We start from the raw sequence: 19,714 nt of genomic DNA, 5'->3' as shown, positions 1-19,714 counted from the left end.
AAAAAAGGCCAAATCTATTCAAATAACATAGTTATCGCCCGTTTTCATTTTCAAAACTTGCTTTTCACTTCATAGAATACCAGTTTCACGCGTTCTAACCTTTTATAACCATATAGACGAAGGATGAACCGTAAAAGTTGCATAAATTTTTTGAAGTTCCAGTAAGGGGTACTTGAAACCTTCTTTGGCATTATGATAAGTTTACGGAAAAGGTTTTGACCAGCGAAAGGCGAGGGTACGATATGGAGTTATTGAAACAAAAAATAAAAGAGGTCGGCGTTGTCGTTTCCGACGATGTCATTAAGCTCGATGCCATATTGAATCATGCGGTAGATCCGGTATTGACGACGGCGATGGGGAAAGAGTTCGCCAGGTTGTACCGCGAGGAGAACGTGACCAAGATTATGACGATCGAATCGTCGGGCATCCCGATTGCCTTCGCCGCGGCGCAGGAGCTGAACGTACCGATGGTATTCGCCCGCCGCAAGAAAACGCTCAATACGGATACCGAAACGTATTGCGAGCGCGTCCCTTCGTTTACGAAAGGGATGGTTACCGACATCATGGTTTCGAGGGAGTTTTTAAACGAGTCGGACCGCGTCGTGCTCATCGACGATTTCATTGCAAACGGAGACGCAGCCAGAGGACTGATTCGGATCATTCGCCGTTCCGGCGCTACGCTGCTTGGACTTGGCATAGCCGTGGAGAAATCGTTTCAAGCCGGTGGCAGAACGATACGGGAAGCCGGCATCCGCGTCGAATCGCTTGTCAAAATTGCATCGTTGACCGGCGGCGTTATCGAATTCGAATAGCAACATTTGCATCGGATATTTCGTAAGCGAAAGCCTTCCCATGGTCGGCGTTTTCCATTATAATTACTTTCAGAACACTTAGGTCGCGCTCAAGCAGCAGGTTGTTTGGCGTAAATTTCCAGGAGGTGTGCTGCTGTGGGGAAAGAAATTCCAACGGATTTTTTCGTAACCAAACTGAATGAGGCGAAAATTCATTTCGAACGTGCCCTTGATTGTAAGCATACGGAGTTTGACGACCTGTATCCCTATATGATTGAGCATCCTCAGTTTTTTTGGTACAAACGGTATGTTGCTTGGTCTGAGCTGCTGACGGTCGTGAAGCTTTGTAAAGAATTGGAGATCGACTGGCAAGGACAGTTCTCCGAACAGCAGGTCGACTATATCAATAAGCGAGTCATGTCCAGCAAAGTGCTCGATTATTGGTTTGAGACGAATGATTCCAAAGAGCATGTTGGTTAAGTAAGACGCACTTATCCAAGCATAATAGACAGAGCCTGTCTCCGGACGTTGTCCGGGGGACAGGCTCTTTTTGTCGGGCTTGACGGACCAGGCCGGAGCTTACTGCCCAAGAACGTTCATCTGTTCGATGTGCTTTTTGGTTTCCGGTGTCCCGAGCTGATGAAGCAGCTTGTAAATTTGGGAAAGCGACCTGTCGTACTCGTCGTTAGGCTCGTCGTGGTGGTATTCCCGGAAAGGGATATGTGCGCGAACGGCCGATGCCTCCTCAGACACAAGCCGATCGTCAAACAATTCCTCCAGCTGGTCGATCTCGTCTTCGGTCGCCACGATTTCCAATTCAAAGTTGCCGATCACGTCCTCCGGCTCCAATATTTCGGCTGAGCCGACCGTGACGTAGTATGTTTTTTTCTCTGCGGGGGTTTCGGCTTGCATTGCCATTCATCCTTTCTCTTCTCGTGTCGCACTCGTCTGTTTTATTGTATCCCCAAAATGTTGTAATCTTATGAGGAAGGAACCTGAAGAGGTAAGGGAGGCGCTACTTATGATTTCGGATGAACAGTTGGACCAATACCGGTTGAACGGAACGCTGCTGCGCGTCGTCCGGGACGCGGATCGCACGAATGACGTCAGAGGCTATGTCGTCGCTTGGGACGACAAGACGGTGCTAGTCCGGAAGCGGACCCGCAATGTGGTGAAGTTGGACCGGGGTTATATATACCAGCCTTATGAAGAGCCGCGTGCCCAGCTGTGGCCAGAAGGGGAGGACAAGCCGTGATCCCCGGTCTAAGCGACAGCTTTACGGATCAAGGCTGGGCCAGTTTCTTCATGATTCGCTCGGAAACGCCAATGCGTACGCTGAATTCATCCATATGGGGCGGAGGCTTCGGATCGCACCGGTATTTGATGAACCGTCAGGTGGACAAGCACTACCATTGCCACGACCCGCAGGCGGAGATGCATGCTTTTATGGCGGACCATGGGATCGATGCGTCTCAAACAGCCGCACTGCTCACCGCTGCGGATCTGAAGGACAGAGCGTATGAAACGCAGCGTCTGCCGAATGGAAATGAAGTGTGCTGCTGGGTTACGGCCGGATTCAGCAACAAAGCGAGAGCGGGACTGACGCAGGATGCGGGTGCCTTATATCCCGGCACGATCAATACGATCCTCGTCGTGGACGGCTTGTTGACCGACGCTGCGTTTGTGAATGCGGTTATTACCGCCACCGAAGCGAAAACCGCTGCATTGCAGGATTTGGGCGTTTTTGTCGACAATCGGGACGGCGGCGTCTCGGCTACAGGTACGACAACGGACGCCGTATTGATTGCTTCGATGCAGCGCGGCGCATCGTTCCGGTATGCAGGCACCGCGACGCAGCTCGGCTATGCCATCGGCTGCGTCGTATATGAAGCGACGATGAAATCGGGAGCTCGCTATCAGAGGCGGACAACGACGCATGATCCGGGAATTTCCGGGCAAGCTTAGCTTACGAGCTTTGCGGTGAACAAAGGAGGCGAAACCCATTGAAGAAACGGCAAGCGGAGCAAGAGAAAGACGATTACATTATGCTGGAGAAAGATTACATATTGCGGCTTAGGGAAGGAAGCAGCGGGGTAGAAGGAGACGTCATTATGCTTGACGCCAAAAAGCCGGGCCAGGGCACGCATTTGTTCGATGCGCCGGCGCAGGATACCCCCGAAGCACTGGCCGCGTGGGCCAGACAAGCTTTAAGAGCGTATAGGGAAGGCTAAAAAGGGGGAGCGGGGGTACACGGAAATCAGGTACGGAATGCCGAAAGCAGCACCAAGAGTCCGAGGGTAGCCAGAAGGCTCACCGTCACGAAGACGAGACCCCCGAGCAGAAGCAAAATCCCCGGAAAAATAAATGCGACGATCATAGCGATTCCGACAGCCCAAAGCGCTGCTTTCAGCGTCAACCTCAGCATAGCCCACAGCAGCAGCGCGAGCAGTGTTCCCCCTGCGATTTGCAGCAAAATCATTGTTATCATCGCTCCTTTCTCCTTCGTTCCATTTATATGGCCAAGGCTCCGAAAGGATGACTCCGAAATCTACGGACAGGCATAAACGATGAAGGACTTGCATATGATGGTATTCACTCTACATGCATGGAGGGAGTGTGCTGCGCATTGAAGGAAGGATCCGCTTTAAAAGGAACGGTCTACGGTATTTTGTTTACGCTTCCGATCTGGGCGCTCATCGTTTGGGGTGTATGCGAGTGGCTGAACGGCTGATTCGTTTCAATCCGGGGCGACGGATGGCGTGCTTTAAAACATGTTGACTTCATTTTCGAAGGATGATAAGATACTATTTGTCTCCTTAAGAGAGGCTCTCTGAAAGGGATGTTGGTTTGCGGTCATGGCGGAATTGGCAGACGCGCTAGATTCAGGTTCTAGTGGTGTAACAACCGTGGAGGTTCGAGTCCTCTTGACCGCATTATCCTAGCCTCTTATCAGCGACATCTAGCATGATGTGTGCGGTCGTGGCGGAATTGGCAGACGCGCTAGATTCAGGTTCTAGTGGTGTAACAGCCGTGGAGGTTCGAGTCCTCTCGACCGCATCCCTACATATGAAGCGCAACCTTTCAGCAGCCTGCTGAAAGGTTTTTTTAACAAATGACGATCTCTTGAACAAAGGAAGTTGACAACGATGCAGATCAGATTCGCCTTATCTTCGGATTTACCGCAAATTGTTGAAATTTATAACGACGCTGTGTTGCACACCGTTGCCACGTTCGATACCGTGCCGCGCACACTGGAGCAGCAGGAGCAATGGTTTGAGCAGCATGGCGCCGCATACCCCGTGTTGGTGGCTGAACGGGACGGCCGGATTGCAGGGTGGGCTTCCGCGAATCGATATTCCGACCGGCAAGCATACGCAAGAACCGCAGAGCTATCGCTGTATGTGCGGCAAGATCAACGCGGCCAAGGCATCGGCAAAGCGTTGTTCGAACGCCTTCTGGCGGAAGCGAAGGCTGCGGGGCTTCATACGGTATTGTCCCGCATCGTGGAGGGGAACGACAACAGCATTCATATTCATAACTTACACGGCTTCGATACGGTGGGCACGATGCGCGAGGTCGGTTACAAGTTCGACCGATTGCTCAACGTAGTTCTCATGCAAAAAATATTGTAGACAAAAAAAAGCAGCTCCCACGACCATCCAGGATGTGCGCCGGAGACTGCTTTTGTCGTTTATTAATCCAAATTAATGAAACTCTACGTTAATGCGGCGATGCTCTTCTTGTTTGACTTTTGGCATTTTGACTTCCAGTATCCCGTTTTTGTAGGAGGCGGTCGAGCCTTCCTCCAACACTTCTACGGGCAGCGAGATTGAACGGTGGAATTTTCCCGTATATCGTTCCTGGTGATGGAAGCGGTCTTCCGTTTTCTCCTGAGACCGGTGGATAGTCCCGGAAATCGTCAACGTCCGCGGCTGTACGTGAATATCGACGTCTTCCTTGCGTTCCAAGCCGGCGATTTCAAAATGAGCTACGACTTCGCTGTCCGTCTCGAACACATCCATGCGCGGCGTTCCGAATTCGGATTGAAAGCCGAAGGCTGCCGGAATACTCTCGTTGAAAATGCGGTCCATTTCTTTTTTCCAGCGGTCTACATGACGACGCGGCTCGAATGGCGTTAATGGCAAGTGGACGACCTCCTTAAATGTTATAAAAATACGTTCATAACACATTTTTAACACTAACGTCGCGTTCATTCATGGAGACTGCTGGAAGCGGGGAAGGAATGCGCCGGGAATGAACATACTGACGAATAGGATGCGATCATAAGCGCCTCCATCCGCTTGACTCGTTTTTCTCAGGCCGATATAATGTAAGTTATGTAAAGACTGGCAAACTAGCACCTATGCTGCATGAATAGAGGCACCCCGTACGGGGTGCTTTATTAACGATTTGAAGTGCTCCGACAAGGAGTTTTACTTACATCAGAAGGCAGTACTTGGGGCTTGGAGCGGTCGCAGGACGAAAGGGGTTCATCCGTAATGAATTACAAACAATGGCTGGCCGAGCAATTGGCGGGGCAGCTCGAAGGCGTCACGCTGGAAACGATTGAGGAGCTGATCGAATATCCGCCGAATCCGCAGATGGGCGATTTGTCGCTGCCCTGTTTCAAGCTCAGCAAGCAGCTTCGCAAGGCGCCGCAGGCGATCGCCGAAGAACTGAAGGCGAAATGGGTCGCTGGCGACTCCGTTCAGCGCGTCGACGCCGTGTCCGGTTATTTTAACGTTTTTTTGAATCCGGCGCAGTTCGCTTCCGAAGTGATAACGGAAGTGCTGAAGAAGGGTGAGCGGTACGGCTCGCAGGAGTTGGGCAAAGGCAAAAACATCGTGATCGATTTCTCGTCGCCGAATATTGCCAAGACGTTCCATATCGGTCATCTGCGTTCTACCGTCATCGGAAAGGCGCTGTACAATATATTCGAATTTATGGGCTACAACAGCGTCGGGGTCAATCATCTCGGAGACTGGGGAACCCAGTTCGGCAAGCTGATTGTCGCGTACAAGCTGTGGGGCGAGCAATCGAAGGTGGAAGCCGAGGGCATTGACGAGCTGCAGCGGCTCTACGTAAAGTTCCATGACGAGGCGGACACAAAACCGGAGCTTGAGGATGAAGCGCGGGCATGGTTCGTCAAGCTGGAGCAAGGCGACGCGGAGGCGGAGAAGCTGTGGCGTTGGTTCGTGGAAATCAGCCTGAAGGAATTCCATAAGATGTACGACCTGCTTGGCGTTACATTCGATTCTTATGCCGGCGAAAGCTTTTATAACGATAAAATGGCGGCCATTCTCGACGAACTGAAGGCGAAGAAACTGCTGGAGGAAGACGAGGGAGCGCTGCTCGTCCGTTTAGACGATTACAATATGCCTCCTGCTTTGATGGTGAAGAAAGACGGCGGTACGCTGTACCATACGCGCGACGTGACGGCGGCGATTTACCGTAAGAACACGTATGATTTTGAAAAAGCGATATATGTGACCGATGCGGGACAAAGCCTGCATTTCCAGCAGTGGTTTAAAGTCATCGAGCTGATGGGACATGATTGGGCGAAGCAGCTGCAGCACGTACCGTTCGGCAAAGTATCGTTGGAAGGCGCAAAGCTGTCTACCCGTAAAGGCAATGTGATCCACTTGGAGGAATTGCTCGCGAAGGCGATTGAGAAGACGCGGGAAATTATCGAAGAGAAAAATCCGAACATGGAGAACAAAGACGAAGTAGCCCGCAAAGTCGGCGTCGGCGCGATCATCTTTAACGATCTGAGCAACAACCGGATTAAGGATATTGTGTTCTCCTGGGACGAGGCGCTCAATTTCGAAGGGGAGACCGGTCCTTACGTTCAGTATACGCATGCGAGAGCTTGCAGCGTGCTGCGTAAAGCGGGAGTCGAAGGGGACAAACCCGAAGCCGCGGCAATCGATGCCGAGCTGTTGACGAATGCGGAAGCGCAAGGCGTCGTACGCGAGCTGTACTTGTTCAAGGAGCGCGTAGAGCAGGCAATGCACAAGCTCGAGCCTTCCATCGTCAGCCGTTACCTGGTCGATCTCGCCCAAAGCTTCAACCGGTTCTACCACGAATGTCCGATTCTCGTAGACGATCAAGCGGTTCGCGCCGCCCGCCTTGCTCTGGTGCAGAGCGTGCGGATTACGCTCAAAAACGGTTTGAGACTGATCGGTCTGGAAGCTCCAGAAAAAATTTAGTTGCTTATCATAAAAAACACCCGCAGAAGCGGAAGAATCCCTTATCCAGGTTCTTCAAGCTGCTGCGGGTGTTTTCATTTCAGCCAGACGTTATTTGCCGCGGAATTTTGCCGGGCGACCTCGCGGGCACGCCGTTTTGGATTCACCCGACTCCGTCTGGCTTGAGACCCGATCGAGCGCGGATTTCGTCTGCTCCAACAGCTTCAGCATGTGCGTACGCACAAATTCGAGCATCTCCGCATCATGCGGTTAGGGGATCGCGTTTGCTGTCGCATTCTGTTGACTATACTAAGATTAGGAGGTTGATAGAATAATGGCCAAAAGCGACGAGCTGGTGAAATATTTGACGGTGCAAGTCGTGAAATATATCGAGACGCCGAAGGACGTGCGCAAACAAGTACGCGCCGGACGCAAAGAAGTGCGGGAGCAATGGCAGTATCGCTGGTTCGGTCTGCTGCCGGTTACTTTGCGGGTATGGCGTGAACGATATTTTCGAAAACGGGATTAAGTGCAAAAAAAAGGAAAAGCTTTGCACCCCGAATCGGCGAAGGCCGGTTCGATGTGGCGAAAAGCTTTTCTATATAGGGAAGAGGAGAAAAACCGTTAGTTAAGGATAAAATCCGCCGGCGGAAGCCAGCGTTTCAAACGGCAGGTAACGATCGTCGTCCTGAAGTACTTTGACGTAGACGTCGCCGCCGGACCATACGTGATAACCGGACACGGATAACGGAAGGATGACGCTTCCCGAGTACAGCTCGGCCGAGAAGACCGGTTTGCGGGCGCTGCGAATCCACTCCTGCAGCTTACGCTCCGTCATGCCGGCTTCCGGTTTGCCTTGAACCCACGGCAGCCGCTGATTCGGTTCGGCGGGTGCCGTTTGCCCGGCTTCTATTATATTATGCGCGGGTTCGGTTTTCGTGAACGGCTTTGTTCCTGGGCTTGTGCCGGTTTCAACCTTCGGAAGCTTGCTGCCGTCTTGGAACGGAAGCTCCTCGCCGGTTTTCGCATCGAGATACCATTCCCTGTCCGCACCCTGCACGGTAATTTTCCATACTGCTTGCAGCGGGTTGTAATACAGACGTTCGGTTTTGTAGGAATAATCGAAAAGTTCCAGCTGCACCATACTGCGGTACAGCGTTTGCATACTGAATAGCGGATACTCGCCGTTGCCGTATTCGGCCAAGCGGTACTTATCCGGTCCTGCGTCATACAGCACCAAATACCCGATGTCTCGGCCGCTTGACGCGACCAGAATCACCCACCCGTGAGTGCCAGGGCCTAGCGGATAGCTTGTCCACGTGCTTTGCTTCCACTGCTCGAAGCCTTGCTGCGACGACAAAACGCCAATGAACCGGTTTGCCGCCTCCGATAAGGAAGAAGATCGAATTTCGTCCGGGATTCCGGGTGAAACGCTGCCTGTCGCGGCGAGCTTCGTTTCCGTCGGCAGGACGGGCTGCTGCAGCGCAGCGGAAGGGTAAGGCCGTGCCATCAGCAAGCTTGTACAAAGAAGGAACGCCGTCAGTCCGAACGTTCTTAATTTCATCAATTCACCTGCTTCGCTGGTAGGATAGGCGGCGGTCGCTTTAAGTCGTAACTACCGCTCAAAGCTTCCTGAGCCGAAGGCCATATGCGCCTGCCGGTGCGAATATGACTTTATTTTATAGTGTATGTGATAAAAAGTTTGTTAGAACCTGTAGCCCGCATCAAAAAAGTTTTCCCGTTAATGCGCTTTCGTTCGCGCCCGTTCGTCAGTACGCCCTCCCATTCGTCTGTGGAAAATGAAACAAACCGCAGTTGATGGCGGATATTTGGATGCGGGGGCGGTACTGCCAGTCGACTTCCTGAAGACGACCGGCATATTGGGCTTCGATCACCGGTTTTTTGTCCGGTTCGGCTGCTTGCAGCAGCGACTCATAATAATCTTTCACGCGAATTTGCTCATCCTCGAGCCGAAGCTGTGCCTGCTGCGCCCAGCTGTGGTCGTAGGCGGCAAGTTTCTGCTCCAGATGCTGCTCCAGAAACAGAACGGCGCGCGGCAGCGCGATGCGATCCGGCGTTACGTATACATGCGCGGGCAAGCGCGGCGTAAGCCGCCTCGGCAGCACCCAATCGTGAAACTGCTCGCGAATTTCGCCGGTTTGCAGCTGAATGCCGATGGAGTGAATTTCGCTTCGCTTCATGTCGCAAGCAAGCTCGACTTTATAGTTCACGCCGAGCCAGCTTTCGTACGGCACCGTCTGTGAATGCTTCGTCGTGTCCGGCGCGTACTGTTCGAACAAGCGCACGAATCGGCCTTTGGCACGGACAGCGCCGAAGATTTGCTCGAGCCGGCCGCTGCCGTACGTCAGCTCGTCGCGGGGAATGCGCGCGGTGAACGTCGTCGGCACGAATCCGAAATAGCGGCCGAGAATGCTGTCTCCTTGCGGCTGAGGGCTATCCGGCACCTTGGACGCCTGCTGCTTGTCTGCCGCCGGCTCAGCGGCCGGTTCTTCGGCTTGAGCGGGAGCGGGCGCGGGCGCAGGAGACATGCCCGGCGGTGCAGCCGTGCTGATGCCGGGTGCCGGCCCTCCCTGCGGACTGTGAGGCTGGAGTTCACGATACATGATCGGATCGAAGATGTACGTGCAGGTCATCGTTTCCGGCGTGACGCCCGTTCGCTCCACGAATCCCCAATAATACGGCCGGTGCGTCAAGTCTTTGTCCGCCGAAACGGACAGCTTGACCGTGACGTAGGCGGGGTGCTTTTCCAATATGTCGCATTTTTCCGCTTCCAAATACTTGAGCACAAACGAGCGGATTTCCTCGGTGGTCATCATGCTACGGCTGCACCTCCGTTTGAATCGTCTGGCCGACGGCATTCAGCATCCGCTGCAGCCCTGTGCCTTCTTCGTGCTCCTGCTCCACTTCGGATTTCAGCATCGTGAAGGAACGGCCCAAATCGTCCAACTGCCTGCGAATGTCCTCCTGGCTGGCCGAGGATAAAACAATTTTGGCCAGATGGGATTCGAGCGACGTCTTTTTCTCGAAACGTTCGAGGATCGTATCCAATTCCCCGATGACGAGCTCGAACATGTTGATTTTCTCGTGCAGCAGCGACAAAATATATTCTTCGATCGTTCCCTGCGTCGACAGGTTGAATATTTTGACGTCTTCCTTTTGTCCGAGACGGTGAACGCGACCGATCCGCTGCTCGACGCGCATTGGATTCCAGGGCAGATCGAAATTGATCATGTTATGGCAAAACTGCAGGTTGATTCCTTCGCCGCCGGCTTCCGTCGCGACGAGCACCTGCGCTTTGTTGCGGAACAGGTCCATCATCCAGTCTTTTTTGCCCCGGTTCATTCCGCCGCGGTACGGAACGGCCGTTATTTTGTGATCTTTCAAATATTGCAGCAAATATTCCTGCGATGCCCGGTACTCGGTGAAAATAATCACTTTGTCGTTAATTTCCTGGACAAGCTCCATCGTTTTTTCCGCTTTCGTATTCGCTTTAATGCCGCGAATCAACTCGACAAGCTCCCATATTTTGGGGCGCAAGGGCGAATCTTCGGCCGTTTTTTTGAACAGGTTGACGAGGGTGATGAACACGGCGTCGCGGCTGGAGCATACTTCGCGCTGCAATGTCACTAAGGATAACACGCTGCCGATATCGCCTCCGGCTTCCTCGTACCGTCCTTTGACGAAATCGGTGACGCCATTGTACAGCGCCTGCTCCTCGTCCGACAGTTGAAGCGGGATGTTGCGAACGATCCGTTTCGTAAAATTGACATTGCCGTCGCTGCGCCGGTTGCGGATCATGACCTTCGACAGCTCCTGCTGCAGCTGCTCTTCGTTTTTCGGTACGCGCTTGTCGACGACAAAGTTCGCCTGAAAGCTCGTTTGGCCGCCAAGCTGTCCCGGCTTGAGCAGCGTAATCAGGTTGTACAGCTCCTTCAAGTCGTTTTGCACCGGCGTCGCCGTCAGCAGCAGGCAATATTTTTTGCGAAGTTCGTTAATGAACTGGTAGTTGGTCGTTTTTTTGTTTTTCAGCTTATGCGCTTCGTCGACGATCAGCAAATCGTATTCGAGGCCGAGCACGATTTCGCGGTGCGGGTCGCGTTTGGCCGTATCCATGGAAGCGACGACGACGTCGTGTTGCACCCACATGTATTCTTTTTTTTGCGCCACCGCAGGAATCCCGAATTTTTGGTTCAGTTCGCGCACCCATTGCAGCACAAGCGAGGCGGGCACCAGAATGAGCGCTTTTTTCACCAGTCCGCGAATCATGTATTCCTTCAATATCAAACCGGCTTCGATCGTTTTTCCGAGACCTACCTCGTCGGCCAAAATGGCGCGTCCCCGCATATCGACTAGCACTTTCCTAGCCGTTTCGAGCTGATGCTCCATAGGGACAAGACCGGGCAAATGCGTCAAGCATTGAAGCTCGTCGAAGCTGTGTATCAGTCCGGATTGTTCGGCCTCGTACGCGAGCTTGTACATCGTCCAACCGTCCCAAGGCCCGTTGCCCAAAGCTCTGCCGTGCAGCTCCTCGAACCATTGGCGGTCAAAATGCATCTGCACATGATCATTTAGCTGCCGCACGTGTTCTTTGGATTCGTTCGTCGTTTGCATAGTTACGGCGCCCCTTTTCTATAGCGAAATGCATAGAGTTACCATTTATTATGCTCAAAATACGGGCTTTCAAACCGGCAAGGGATGCATTATGATGGGGAAGAGGCGCTTAGGACAAGTTCTCGTCCGGCTTGAAGAATGAGGGAAAGGTAGATGGGCGATGAAGAAGGTCATGCTCTGCGGTATGGTAGCAGTTCTGCTGTTCGTAGCGGGCGCCGGTTGCCGGTCTGCGGCGTCAACACCACAAGGGGGAACCTTGACTCCTACCGGAGGGACTGAGGTAAAGGCGGCTGCTCAAGCAGGCGATATGCTCGTTGCCGACGATCACCGGGTATTCAGCGTGGATAGCAATGCGGAGAGCGCACAGGAAGTATTGCAAACCGAGCAACCGATCAGTTCAATCAGCTATACGAAGGAGCATACGGTCGTAACGGTATTCGATCGGGACAATCCGAACGCTTTCCGGGGACTCTATCTTCGCGATAATAACAAGGACGGGTATGAACGGGTTGCCACGCCGTCCATGTCTCCAAAGTTCAGCTACGTGAGCGGGGACTTGATGTTTCTGGCATCCGCCGATCTTACGTCGCAGCCGGACGGAGATTATACGAAAGTCGGCATCTATCAGCTTAAGCAGCGCAAATGGGTCAAAGAATGGACGATGCCCGGCGGGATCGAGGACGTTCGGGGGAACGGCAATACCGTTTGGATCGTCACATCGAACAACGCTTCGACCAGTTCGAATGTGTACAAGTTGGACCTTGCGGCCGGCGAGTGGAGCAAATTGATTCAAGAGCCCAGGCGCTACCCGCTCGATGAGGTGGAGGTCGACACGAACGGCGAACTTTTCATGATGATCTCCCAGCGGCATAAGAACGAATGGTCCAATAAAATATTTCGCTATAATCCGCAGCAAACTCCATATGAGCTGACCGGGAATTTCGTTAGCAATACGCGTCCGTTTTCTTTCACAATGCGGGCATTGAACGGCAAGATGCTTATTGCCCGTCACGATATGACCGGCAACAATCCGGAGCTGGAAAAACCGCTGTCGCTGCTTGATCTGAAATCGCGGAAGCAAGTGCATCTCGTATGGGAGCATCAACCGATCGCGCTGGATCGGACCGCGGGCGAATTTGTGGCGCTGGCCGAGGACGGTTCGCTTGCCTTTATCGGGACGGACGCGACGGAGAAGCCGGAGCGGACGCTCGTTATCCCGGAGCTTCAGGCAGGTCGCTGGATCAGCGTGAAAAGATAAGGTATTGTTAAGGAAGCAAGACCTCTCAAGTTCCGATTTCTAAAAAAGAAGGTGCGTACTACATGACGGAACAGTGGCGTTTTATTCATTCGGGGCTTTGTTCTCCGGAATACAATATGGCGGTAGACGAAGCGATCCTGACGGCCCACGGCGAAGGGAAGGTGCCGCCGACGGTCCGGTTTTATGGCTGGAACCCTGCGACGTTATCCGTCGGATATTTTCAGAAGGCAAAAGACGAGGTTGATTTCGAAGCGATTGATCGCGAAGGGATCGGCTTTGTGCGCAGAGCGACCGGCGGGAGGGCTGTGCTCCATGACCAGGAGCTGACGTACAGCATCATCGTGTCCGAAAGCTACCCGGGCATTCCGCGCAGCGTGACGGAGGCCTATCGCGTGCTGAGCGAGGGACTGCTGCTGGGATTCCGTAAGCTGGGGCTTGCGGCGGACATGGTGCAGCTGGTGAATGAGGAAGAAAAGGCAAAGTACGCTTCGATGGGGTCGGCGGCATGCTTCGACTCTCCATCATGGTATGAGCTAGTGGTGGAAGGGCGAAAGGTCGCAGGGAGCGCGCAAACAAGGCAGAAGGGTGTCGTGCTGCAGCACGGTTCGATTTTGCTGGACCTTGATGCGGATCAGTTGTTCCGTCTGCTTCGTTTTTCAAACGAACGTGTGATGGAGCGGATGAAGCAGCAGTTTTTGAAAAAGGCGGTTGCGATCAATGACGTGCTTCGCAGCTTGAAGCAACCTGAGGTCGGACTTGTCGAAGTCGAGAAGGCGTTTCGGGAAGGCATTGCCGACGGATTGCATGTGGAACTCGTATCCGGCAGGCTGACCGATTACGAAGAGGAACTGGCGCAGCAGCTTGCGCGGGAGAAATACGGCAGCGAAGAATGGAACCTTCGGAGATGAGCGAGTAGCTCCTCCGAAGGTTTCTTTCATTGTGAGTAAGGGGGGGCTTTTGACGGTTGCCGTTCAGGCGGTCGGAATGGCGGCTTCAAACGCTTGCTGCAACTGGCGGGTGACGGCTCCAGGGCGTCCGTCGCCGATCGGCTTGCCGTCCACGCTCGTTACCGGGGTCACCTCCACCGTAGTACCGGTTATAAACGCTTCATCCGCCTGCAGCAGCTCTTCAACCGTAAACGGCGTCTCTTGCGTCGGGATGCCTTCCGATTGCGCCAGGCGCAGCACGACGGCCCTTGTGACGCCGTGCAATATCAAGTTGTCCGCCGGATGGGTCCGCACAACGCCGTTTTTTACAATCATCATGTTGGAGGCGCTGCATTCGGTCACGGTGCCGCTGCGGTGAAAGACGACGTCCCCGGTGCCGTGATCGACGGCGGTTTGCTTGGCCATGACGTTGGGCAGCAGATTGAGTGTCTTCAGATCGCAGCGCAGCCAGCGGATATCCTCGGTTGTGACGGCGGAGATGCCTTTTTCCATAGTAGCAACCGGACGCGCCAATGGCTGGGTATAAGCCATGAGCACCGGCTCGGCACCGGCCGGAAAAGCATGAACGCGCGGCGCCGTCCCTCTTGTAATCTGCATGTAAACGATGCCTTCCTGCAGCCGGTTCGCCCGTACCAGCTCTTCCAGCTGCCGAGTGAGGGCCGTATGGTCTGCCGGAAGTTTGATGCGAAGCGCGTCAACCGTTTTTTTCAAACGCGTGAAGTGAGCTTCCGTTTCGTACAATATCCCGTTGTATACCCGAAATACTTCATAGGCGCCGTCACCGAAATAATAACCCCGGTCCTCTGGTGAAATATGAACTTGCGTCAGCGGAATCAGCCGATTTTGGTACAAGTAGATTTGCTGCATGTATGCATCTTCCTCCGATCGATGAGTAAGTTTGGTTTCAAGCAAGTCGCAGATCGTCCCAATAAAGCGAACGTATGTTTGTGATTTATTTTGTTTTATGTTATCATGGATATAACAGTACCAATCGCAACGATGATTGTCAAAATCGTTTTGACCGTTCATTTCGTTGAGTTGGGCAATAGGTCTTCCGGGTAGAAGTCGTAGTACTTTCGAACCCTGGACAGATCGAATGATGTCGAATAAGATGAAGAATCGGTAAGATAAGAAAGAGAGATTGATAGAGCAAATAGAAGATTTCGGCCCTGTTGCCAGAATTTCAGGCTTAAAATCGCATTCGCTTCATTAGAAACACTATATATTGTATTGTATAATGAATTTCGCATACCAGATATTGTGATTTTTCAGAAAACGAGATAAGCGTCCATCGCTCGTCAGAAATGGCTCTATAACGCCTTTTTTGACGTTTTTGGTCTTAAAACTGTGTCGTTGCGCTGCCGTATTTCGCAGCTTAACTGCTTAGAGTCGCTTGTTTCCGTTTCACCGTATGTCGAATTTGAGGGCGCGTTACACCCTCGCATGAATAACATTATCCGGGAGGTTGTCGATTTGAAGATCATGCAGCAAACCAAATTGGAAGGCCTGAGCGAGAAAATATTTCTTGACCGTTACGCGATGAAAAATGCCGATACGAGCCATACGAAAGTTGGCGATACGGTACTCGTGCTTACGAAAGACGACCCGAAGTTCCCCGCCAAAGAAGTGGGCGAAGTGGTCGAACGTCAAGGGAGACAGGTCAAAGTCAAGCTTAGAAACGGCGATATCGTTGAATCCGCCGTCGAGAAGCTGACACTGACGCTGGAGAAAACACCCGGACAAATGTGGGATCGCCTGGCCGCTGCAATGGCTTCTGTGGAAGCATCGCCTGAGAAGAAAAAAGAATGGACGGAGAAATTCCGCTACATATTAGATGACTGGAAGCTTGTACCGGGCGGTCGGATCGCTGCCGGCGCGGATGCAAGCGATGAACTCACCCTGTTCAATTGCTACGTTATTCCGTCCCCTCATGACAGCCGGGGCGGCATTATGGCAACATTGTCGGAGATGACGGAGATTATGGCGCGCGGCGGCGGCGTAGGCATCAATCTGTCCTCGCTTCGTCCCCGCCGCTCCGTGGTGAAGGGCGTGAACGGTTCTTCGAGCGGCGCCGTATCCTGGGGCGGTCTGTTCAGCTATACAACCGGCCTGATCGAGCAGGGCGGCAGCCGGCGCGGCGCGCTGATGCTGATGATTAACGACTGGCATCCGGATGTCGTCGACTTCATTACCGTGAAGCAAACGATGGGGCAAATTACGAACGCCAACTTGTCCGTTTGCGTCAGCAACAGCTTCATGAAGGCGGTCAAGGAAGATCTCGATTGGGAGCTGGTATATCCCGACACCACCGATCCGGAGTATAACGACATCTGGGACGGCGATCTTGAGAAGTGGAGAAAGACCGGCAAAAACATTATCCACTACCGCACGGTCAAGGCGCGAGACGTATGGCACACGATCATCGAGTCCGCTTGGAAATCGGCCGAGCCGGGCGTGGTGTTTATGGAATATTACAACCAAATGTCTAACAGCTGGTATTTCAACCCGATCATCTGCACAAATCCGTGCGGAGAACAGGGCTTACCGGCGTGGGGCGTATGTAACTTGTCGGCCATTAACTTGTCCAAGTTCTATGACGAGGCGAATAACGACGTGGCGTGGGATGAGCTTTCGAAAGTTGTCCGTTATTCCACCCGTTTCCTGGACAATGTCATCGACAAGACGCCTTACCATTTTGAAGAGAACCGGATCAACCAACAGGGCGAGCGCCGCATAGGCCTCGGGTCCATGGGTCTTGCCGAGCTGATGATCAAGCTGGGCATTCGCTACGGCAGTCCGGAGTCGCTTGAATTCCTCGATAAGCTGTACGGCTTTATGGCGAAGGAGTCTTATCTTGCTTCCGCCGATATCGCCGAGGAAAAAGGCTCGTTTAAGCATTTTGATACTGAGAAGTTTCTGCAAAGCGGCTTTATGAAAAATATGGTTTCCGTATTTCCGGAAGTCGGCGCTGCCATCAAGAATAAAGGAATGCGCAACGTAACGGTCATCACCCAAGCCCCAACAGGCAGCACGGGAACGATGGTCGGCACGTCGACCGGCATAGAGCCTTACTTCGCTTTTGAATATTACCGTCAAAGCCGTCTGGGCTTCGACAAGCAATATGTGCCGATCGCACAAGAGTGGAAGGATCAGCACCCGGGGCAGGAGCTTCCGAGCTACTTCGTCACTGCGATGGATTTATCGGCAGAAGATCATATCCGAGCGCAAGCGGCCATTCAAAAATGGGTCGACAGCTCGATCTCCAAGACGGCGAACTGCCCGTCCGACTTTACGGTAGACGAAACGAAGCGGCTGTACGAGCTGGCTTTCGATTTGGGCTGCAAGGGTGTTACGATTTATCGCGATGGCAGCCGCGACGTGCAGGTATTAAGCACCGATAAGAAAGAAGAGAAGGCGACCGAGGCGAAACCGGCTGAAGCGACAGCTCAAGCAGCTCCAGCCGCCGAGGCGGCAAACCCATCGAATGAATCTTCGCTCACGAACTTGTCGCAGTCGCTCGCGGTGAAGATCGACGCGAAGACGGAGCGCTCCTTCGACAAGCAGTACAAACGCCGTCCGCAAATTTTACGCGGCGCAACGTATAAATTCAATACGCCTTTCGGCATGGCGTATATTACGATTAACGATATGAATGGCAGCCCGAGCGAAATTTTCCTCAACGTCGGCAAAGCCGGTTCCGATGTGTTCGCGATGTCCGAAGCGCTCGGCCGCGTCTGCTCCTTGTTCCTGCGCTATGGCGATCACGGCGACAAAGTGCAGCTGCTGACCAAGCATCTGAAGGGCATCGGCGGCTCCGGCGCCATCGGCTTCGGCGCCAACCGCGTCGAATCGATCGCAGATGCCGTAGCTAAAGCGCTTGAAATGCACGGCGAGTCCACGGACAGCGCGGACGATTATGTGACCGCCACCCAAGAGGTCATCATGGAGACGACGGCGCAATACGCCGTTACCCGCAACGCGGCGACCTCGCTGGACCTGTGTCCGTCCTGCGGTTCCGCCTCGCTGATCAACACGGAAGGCTGCAAAAATTGCAGCAACTGCGGCTACAGCCGCTGCAGCTAAAAAAGGCCCGAAAGGGCCTTTTTTGTTTTGTGTGATATTCTAGAATTAATTGGAATTGTTCCATAATTCGTTAGACGGTTTGTTGCAGAATTCTTTAGAAATTTATATTTATACAAAGAAATGAATAATAATTGTTTGGCGTCATAATTCTTGAGAAAATTTCCATATTTAATGAGAAAGTAATCGAGGTGAAGCAGGGCGAGCTATTCGCGAAGCTGCAGCAATGCTATACGCTGCTGGAGTTCAAGCAATTTTACGAGCAGCTGTTTACGGCGTGCGCAGGTTTCATCCGAAATCAGAAGCTGGAGAAGGTCATACGATTGAATTCGTGATGAAGTGCGTGGAGACCCGGTATGCCGAAGATATTTCTCTCGATATGCTGGCCGACAAGCTGAACATGTCCTCCACTTATTTGTCCGTATATATTAAAGAAAAAACCGGCGCCAACTTCAGCGAGCACATCAACTCCATTCGCATTCGCAGAGCGAAGCAATTGCTCTGGAAACAGATCTGAACATCCACGATATCGGCCAGCAGATCGGGTACCGGAATGTAACTTCGTTTAACCGGATGTTTAAGAAATTGACAGGGATGTCTCCCGGAGAGTTCCGGAAAAATCAGGCGGCTCATGAAATGATGGATGAACTGTCGGGATGAGATCGCAGCCATCCAGCGCAAAACGCCGGCAGGACAAATGTCCCGCCGGCGTTCTTCATGGAAGCGAATATCTTTTTACCGTCACCTGGATCCGCTCAATGCGTTGGTCAAAGGCTCCATAAATGTCGTATGCTTTACCTCGACCTTTATTTGAGGCCATTCTTTTTGCCAATCCGTTTTGTCCATCTTCCTATGAAACGCCCCTAAAGCGAAAGTTCCCAAGTTCAAAGGATCCACCTTCATCTCCTGCATTTTTTTTAAAAGCGATGTCGTTTGTTTATCCATATAGGCTCCAATGTTCCGGTTAAGCTCATTTACCTGCACAGGGTCCAGTAAATCTTTATTCCCGTGATACTCCTCGATTCTGCATCGGATTTCCATATTCATCGTTACACTTGAGTGCTTGAGGTCTACTTTCCATTCGGGCTTGGCATGGACATCGCTAACATTGACCGATAATTCGGGCAGAGTAAGCTCTTGAAGACGGTGATTACTGTACAGGAGCTGGAACATTTGTTCTTCGGTTCGGCCTAGTACCGAGACCAACTTATCTTTAGTGAATAGCCCCGTACCCTCATATGTTAAATTATCCTGATCTGCCCGGTATACGGGCATAACCGGATCCGCAAGCGGAGAATATAGCTTTTTCATGAATTGATGCAGATTGACGACCGTGATTTCCCCGCGGCTTCTTCTCTCATAATGCTTGAATTTGCGGTATAGAAAATAATCCGTAAGCGGCTCTTTTTTAATCTGCTTCTGCAAGTACCCCAGCAAATCTCCCCTGTAAACGGCCAGATAAAGGCGCATGGAGATTTCGGGATCCGCCAGTACGGTGTCGATAATTGGCCGTACACCATTCCTTGCGACCTCCTCGCTTATTAACAGCATCCGAAGTTGGCCGGATTTCAGCTCCCGGTAGTAGTTTTGGTTAAAAGCTTTTTTGCCCTGCTTCAAAAGATCGACATTTAGCGTAAGCATCTTCTTCTCTTCTTTGCTCAGAGGGGGTGTGAGCGTGCTGATTTTCAGCTTCCCTTCCGGACCTTGATCGATGGACCAGAATATGACAGGGGCGATTTCTTCAATGATATTGTTATCCGGCCAGGGTTCGCATCCTGCGGTGACAAACAATAAACCCGCCACTGTCCATAACACAGC

General features: G+C 52.5%; 23 protein-coding genes and 2 tRNA genes. 16 read left to right on the top strand and 9 right to left on the bottom strand.

Translation table 11 applies throughout. The annotated features are described in order from the left end of the window. The first annotated feature begins 242 nt into the window (after positions 1-242). Positions 243-812, top strand: coding sequence for a xanthine phosphoribosyltransferase (locus tag ACFQI7_RS21590; RefSeq protein WP_218101117.1), 570 nt, complete (start codon positions 243-245; stop codon positions 810-812). 135 nt (positions 813-947) lie between these two features. After that, positions 948-1,271 carry a hypothetical protein gene (locus ACFQI7_RS21585; RefSeq protein ID WP_218101118.1) on the top strand — a complete coding sequence of 108 codons (324 nt, stop codon included), beginning with the start codon at positions 948-950 and terminating at the stop codon, positions 1,269-1,271. A 99-nt stretch (positions 1,272-1,370) separates the two neighbouring features. Here ACFQI7_RS21585 and ACFQI7_RS21580 read toward each other — a convergent pair whose 3' ends face one another. Beyond that, on the bottom strand, positions 1,371-1,709 hold the full coding sequence (locus tag ACFQI7_RS21580; RefSeq protein ID WP_377517576.1) for a hypothetical protein: 339 nt from the start codon (positions 1,707-1,709) through the stop codon (positions 1,371-1,373). Positions 1,710-1,812: 103 nt separating this feature from the next. Between ACFQI7_RS21580 and ACFQI7_RS21575 the strand changes: the two genes are divergently transcribed. From ACFQI7_RS21575 to ACFQI7_RS21565, 3 genes are read left to right on the top strand one after another with little or no spacing between them, the layout of a single operon-like run. Beyond that, complete coding sequence (locus ACFQI7_RS21575; protein WP_218101120.1) at positions 1,813-2,046, top strand: hypothetical protein; 234 nt, start codon at positions 1,813-1,815, stop codon at positions 2,044-2,046. Then, positions 2,043-2,756, top strand: coding sequence for an adenosylcobinamide amidohydrolase (locus ACFQI7_RS21570; protein WP_230415310.1), 714 nt, complete (start codon positions 2,043-2,045; stop codon positions 2,754-2,756). Before ACFQI7_RS21575 ends, ACFQI7_RS21570 begins: the two co-directional genes overlap by 4 nt. A 38-nt stretch (positions 2,757-2,794) precedes the next feature. Continuing rightward, complete coding sequence (locus ACFQI7_RS21565; protein ID WP_230415311.1) at positions 2,795-3,022, top strand: hypothetical protein; 228 nt, start codon at positions 2,795-2,797, stop codon at positions 3,020-3,022. Between the two features lie 26 nt (positions 3,023-3,048). Here the strand turns inward: ACFQI7_RS21565 and ACFQI7_RS21560 are convergent, their stop codons facing one another. Beyond that, positions 3,049-3,279: a hypothetical protein gene (locus ACFQI7_RS21560; protein ID WP_230415313.1), complete on the bottom strand. Its 231-nt coding sequence runs from the start codon at positions 3,277-3,279 to the stop codon at positions 3,049-3,051. A 361-nt stretch (positions 3,280-3,640) separates the two neighbouring features. Here ACFQI7_RS21560 and ACFQI7_RS21555 point away from each other — a divergent pair. The 3 genes from ACFQI7_RS21555 (at position 3,641) to ACFQI7_RS21545 (ending at position 4,423) form a co-directional block, all read left to right on the top strand. Continuing rightward, positions 3,641-3,724, top strand: a tRNA-Leu gene (locus ACFQI7_RS21555). A gap of 40 nt (positions 3,725-3,764) precedes the next feature. Then, positions 3,765-3,848, top strand: a tRNA-Leu gene (locus tag ACFQI7_RS21550). A gap of 89 nt (positions 3,849-3,937) precedes the next feature. Beyond that, a complete protein-coding gene (locus tag ACFQI7_RS21545) occupies positions 3,938-4,423 on the top strand; it encodes a GNAT family N-acetyltransferase (RefSeq protein ID WP_218101121.1) in 486 nt (161 codons plus the stop codon). Positions 4,424-4,495: 72 nt separating this feature from the next. Here the strand turns inward: ACFQI7_RS21545 and ACFQI7_RS21540 are convergent, their stop codons facing one another. Further along, complete coding sequence (locus ACFQI7_RS21540) at positions 4,496-4,936, bottom strand: Hsp20/alpha crystallin family protein (RefSeq protein WP_218101122.1); 441 nt, start codon at positions 4,934-4,936, stop codon at positions 4,496-4,498. A gap of 354 nt (positions 4,937-5,290) precedes the next feature. On the opposite strand from ACFQI7_RS21540, the gene argS reads away from it, so the two are divergent. Continuing rightward, positions 5,291-7,000, top strand: coding sequence for an arginine--tRNA ligase (argS, locus tag ACFQI7_RS21535; RefSeq protein WP_218101123.1), 1,710 nt, complete (start codon positions 5,291-5,293; stop codon positions 6,998-7,000). Between the two features lie 90 nt (positions 7,001-7,090). Here the strand turns inward: argS and ACFQI7_RS21530 are convergent, their stop codons facing one another. After that, the gene (locus ACFQI7_RS21530; RefSeq protein ID WP_268966845.1) at positions 7,091-7,222 is read right to left on the bottom strand and encodes a hypothetical protein; all 132 of its coding nucleotides are present in this window, start codon (positions 7,220-7,222) and stop codon (positions 7,091-7,093) included. Positions 7,223-7,313: 91 nt separating this feature from the next. On the opposite strand from ACFQI7_RS21530, the gene ACFQI7_RS21525 reads away from it, so the two are divergent. Continuing rightward, complete coding sequence (locus tag ACFQI7_RS21525) at positions 7,314-7,508, top strand: YqzE family protein (protein ID WP_218101124.1); 195 nt, start codon at positions 7,314-7,316, stop codon at positions 7,506-7,508. A 99-nt stretch (positions 7,509-7,607) separates the two neighbouring features. Here ACFQI7_RS21525 and ACFQI7_RS21520 read toward each other — a convergent pair whose 3' ends face one another. The 3 genes from ACFQI7_RS21520 to ACFQI7_RS21510 all read right to left on the bottom strand — a co-directional run bounded on the left by ACFQI7_RS21520 (position 7,608) and on the right by ACFQI7_RS21510 (position 11,611). Next, positions 7,608-8,543 (bottom strand): hypothetical protein, encoded by a 936-nt coding sequence (locus tag ACFQI7_RS21520; protein ID WP_218101125.1) that lies wholly within the window; start codon positions 8,541-8,543, stop codon positions 7,608-7,610. A 205-nt stretch (positions 8,544-8,748) separates the two neighbouring features. Then, positions 8,749-9,816, bottom strand: coding sequence for a YqhG family protein (locus ACFQI7_RS21515; RefSeq protein WP_218101126.1), 1,068 nt, complete (start codon positions 9,814-9,816; stop codon positions 8,749-8,751). A 1-nt stretch (position 9,817) separates the two neighbouring features. After that, on the bottom strand, positions 9,818-11,611 hold the full coding sequence (locus ACFQI7_RS21510; protein WP_218101127.1) for a DEAD/DEAH box helicase: 1,794 nt from the start codon (positions 11,609-11,611) through the stop codon (positions 9,818-9,820). 160 nt (positions 11,612-11,771) lie between these two features. Here ACFQI7_RS21510 and ACFQI7_RS21505 point away from each other — a divergent pair, with 160 nt between their 5' ends. After that, complete coding sequence (locus ACFQI7_RS21505) at positions 11,772-12,869, top strand: hypothetical protein (RefSeq protein WP_218101128.1); 1,098 nt, start codon at positions 11,772-11,774, stop codon at positions 12,867-12,869. A 62-nt stretch (positions 12,870-12,931) separates the two neighbouring features. Beyond that, positions 12,932-13,777, top strand: a complete 846-nt coding sequence (locus ACFQI7_RS21500; protein WP_218101129.1) for a lipoate--protein ligase family protein — start codon at positions 12,932-12,934, stop codon at positions 13,775-13,777. Positions 13,778-13,840: 63 nt separating this feature from the next. Here the strand turns inward: ACFQI7_RS21500 and dat are convergent, their stop codons facing one another. Further along, positions 13,841-14,683 (bottom strand): D-amino-acid transaminase, encoded by an 843-nt coding sequence (dat, locus tag ACFQI7_RS21495; protein ID WP_218101130.1) that lies wholly within the window; start codon positions 14,681-14,683, stop codon positions 13,841-13,843. 606 nt (positions 14,684-15,289) lie between these two features. Here dat and ACFQI7_RS21490 point away from each other — a divergent pair. The 4 genes from ACFQI7_RS21490 (at position 15,290) to ACFQI7_RS21475 (ending at position 18,556) form a co-directional block, all read left to right on the top strand. Continuing rightward, positions 15,290-17,899, top strand: a complete 2,610-nt coding sequence (locus tag ACFQI7_RS21490) for an adenosylcobalamin-dependent ribonucleoside-diphosphate reductase (RefSeq protein WP_218101131.1) — start codon at positions 15,290-15,292, stop codon at positions 17,897-17,899. Between the two features lie 131 nt (positions 17,900-18,030). Beyond that, entirely contained in the window at positions 18,031-18,231 is a 201-nt protein-coding gene (locus ACFQI7_RS21485) for a hypothetical protein (RefSeq protein ID WP_230415315.1), read from the top strand. Next, complete coding sequence (locus ACFQI7_RS21480; protein ID WP_230415317.1) at positions 18,231-18,413, top strand: helix-turn-helix domain-containing protein; 183 nt, start codon at positions 18,231-18,233, stop codon at positions 18,411-18,413. The genes ACFQI7_RS21485 and ACFQI7_RS21480 overlap by 1 nt, the downstream gene beginning before the upstream one ends. Continuing rightward, positions 18,392-18,556 (top strand): helix-turn-helix domain-containing protein, encoded by a 165-nt coding sequence (locus ACFQI7_RS21475; protein WP_377517665.1) that lies wholly within the window; start codon positions 18,392-18,394, stop codon positions 18,554-18,556. The genes ACFQI7_RS21480 and ACFQI7_RS21475 overlap by 22 nt, the downstream gene beginning before the upstream one ends. Before the next feature lie 81 nt (positions 18,557-18,637). On the opposite strand, the gene ACFQI7_RS37930 is transcribed toward ACFQI7_RS21475, so the two are convergent. Then, a complete protein-coding gene (locus ACFQI7_RS37930; protein WP_452458373.1) occupies positions 18,638-19,699 on the bottom strand; it encodes a Ger(x)C family spore germination protein in 1,062 nt (353 codons plus the stop codon). Between the last annotated feature and the right edge of the window lie 15 nt (positions 19,700-19,714).

Source organism: Paenibacillus allorhizosphaerae, from assembly GCF_042659105.1.
In the GTDB taxonomy this organism is placed as follows: domain Bacteria; phylum Bacillota; class Bacilli; order Paenibacillales; family NBRC-103111; genus Paenibacillus_G; species Paenibacillus_G allorhizosphaerae.
This window is presented reverse-complemented; position numbering and strand designations above follow the sequence as displayed.